Source organism: Terriglobia bacterium (assembly GCA_036496425.1).
Classification (GTDB): domain Bacteria; phylum Acidobacteriota; class Terriglobia; order 20CM-2-55-15; family 20CM-2-55-15; genus 20CM-2-55-15.
This window is the reverse complement of the sequence record DASXLG010000051.1, coordinates 1-2,308: the sequence shown is the minus strand read 5'-3', so window position 1 is coordinate 2,308 and position 2,308 is coordinate 1. Positions and strand designations below refer to the sequence as shown.

Annotated in this window: 3 protein-coding genes; 1 reads left to right on the top strand and 2 read right to left on the bottom strand. The window is 58.7% G+C overall.

The window, feature by feature from the left end; all coding sequences use genetic code 11:
- Positions 1–360, bottom strand: a 360-nt coding sequence (gene epsC / locus VGK48_03535) for a serine O-acetyltransferase EpsC (protein HEY2380235.1), incomplete at its 3' end; no start/stop codon positions are given.
- A 103-nt stretch (positions 361–463) separates the two neighbouring features.
- Here epsC and VGK48_03530 point away from each other — a divergent pair.
- Entirely contained in the window at positions 464–1,321 is an 858-nt protein-coding gene (locus VGK48_03530; GenBank protein HEY2380234.1) for a DUF4398 domain-containing protein, read from the top strand.
- A gap of 412 nt (positions 1,322–1,733) precedes the next feature.
- Here VGK48_03530 and VGK48_03525 read toward each other — a convergent pair.
- On the bottom strand, positions 1,734–2,308 hold a 575-nt coding region (locus VGK48_03525), incomplete at its 5' end, for an ATP-binding protein (protein ID HEY2380233.1).

Here is a 2,308-nt window from a genome sequence, read left to right as displayed (position 1 = left end):
GCTGCCGATCGTAGGATGCCGTTTGCCGCGCTCGCCGCCTGTGCCTCCCAAAGTCACGCCTTGGTAAAGCAAAACGTCGTCCCCGATCTCAGCGGTTTCGCCGATCACCACGCCGAGCCCGTGATCGATGAACAAGCGCTTTCCGATTTTCGCGCCCGGATGGATCTCGATCGCGGTCAAAAACCGCGCCAGGTTGGAAAGGAAACGCGCCGGAACGTACAACCGGCGGCGATACAACCAGTGCGCAGGCCGGTGCAGCAGCACCGCGTGCAGCCCTGGATAACACAACACTATCTCCAGGCTGCTTTTCGCGGCCGGATCTTCCCGCTTGATGGTCTGGATGTACTCGCGCAAAAACACTGGACTTCCCTGATCTCCTATGTCGATGCCGATGGTCGTCCCTAAGATGCTAGATCAATTGTTACATGGCCATGTAGAGCCGCGTCTATCGGCTGGGAGAGATATGCCTCGGTTATTCGCATTGTCCATCGTTCTAAGCGCATTGGGTTTTCCGGTCTTCGGGCAACAGGACCAGCCCAACCACAGCGTTCCCATTTATCGAGTGACCGTAGTGCAGCGGTCGCTTGAGGCAGTGAACTTCCAGCGGCACAGCGGGCCTACCGAGATCGATCTCAAAGGAACCTTGCTGCTGCCCAAGGCGGAAGGAAAAGCGATTGTCGAAGTCAAGAACGGATACACGAAAATCGCCCTCAACATAAAACACCTCGAGCCGCCTACTCAATTCGGCTCGGAATTCCTGACCTATGTTCTGTGGGCCATTACGCCGGCCGGCCGCGCGATCAATTTGGGAGAAGTGATCGCCAACGGTTCCGAGAAGGCGAGTATGCAGGTCACATCGCCCGAATCTACGTTTGGGCTGCTGCTGACGGCAGAACCATATTTTTCGGTGCAGTACCCGAGCGATGTCGTGGCGGTGGAGAGTTCGGTCCGGCCCGATACCGTTGGGCGAGTGGAAGAAGTGAAAGCCAAGTACGAACTCATGCCGCGCGGGCAGTACACGCTGAACGTGCAGGCCGCACAGTTAGCTTCCGCCCACATGAAAACGAAGCCGGGCGTTTCCATGGAGGAATACGAAGCGGTTGTGAAACTTTACCAGGCGCGAAACGCGGTGCAAATCGCGCGAGCCGACGGGGCAGGGCAAGCTCTCGATAAGGCGCAGACATATTTGAACCAAGCCGAATCGTTCTACGCGGGGAAGAACTTCAAAGGAGTAATCGATAGCGCGCGGCAAGCGGTGCAGGCTGCTTCGGACGCGCGCGCAGTCGCTGTGCGGAGCAAAGCGGAAACTCAAAAGCCGTAACGACGACGAACGGCCGGTCCAGTTTCCGGACCGGCCGAACTCACACGCTGCGGTGGATGAAGCGACTTTAGCTTTGCGCTAGGCGACGCCTCCGTACCAGAGCCAGACCGGCTAGGCCGAGTCCGGAGAACATCAACAAGAGTGAAGATGGCTCAGGGACAGCGGGTGCGATGTCGAAGTTCATCGACAGATTGGCAGGACCCGAACAGCCGGCTCAAAACCAGTGACTGCGGTAACGCCGTCGGGCTCCGTCCTCGGCCGACCGGCCCAGAAAGAAAGCGTATAAGTGTTGCCGGCTACGAATGTGCCGAGGCCGGTTTGAAAAATATCGCCCGACCCCTCAATCGTAGTGGGGGAAGAGGCAGTATGCGTTCCGTCCGGAGTGACTTTACCACCGGCAGGCGGATATCGGTCAACACGAGCGAAAACGGAGTGCCGCCGTCTTTGGCTTGGCGCAGCGTGGCCAATGCTTGCGCCACGTCGGGAACGGCAACCGCGGCAGTCCCCAGCGCACTAAAGTCTCGCACAGGATGCGGCGGCCGGTGACATGATCCTCCACAACCAGAATGGAACCCCCGGCGAGTCCGGGCACTTCGCCCGTCTGCGAATGTCCTTTGGATTGGGGAAAACCGGCGCGAATCGTGAAATGAAACTGGCTGCCACGGCCTTCCTCGCTTTCGACCCAGATGTTTCCGCCCATAAGCTGGACGAGGCGATAGCAGATGGCGAGCCCCAGACCTGTGCCGCCGAATTTTCGGGTAGTGGAACTGTCCGCCTGCGAGAAAGCGTCGAAAATGGCGATAAAGCGTCCGTTTTTGAAGCGGTTCAAGCCGCCTCCATTGATGCCTATCCAGAGCGCGCCGGAAGAATCCTCGTAAAAAGCAAGCGCGGAATCGTTCGAAAGTCCGCGCCTGGTGTCGAACGTCTCGAACTTACCGTCCCGGTACCGGCTGATACCGCCGCCGGCCGTCCCAATCCACAAAGTGT

Coding starts and splice junctions, on each gene's coding strand:
- VGK48_03530 (HEY2380234.1), top strand. CDS start 464: ATGCCTCGGTTATTCGCATTGTCCATCGTTCTAAGCGCATTGGGTTTT.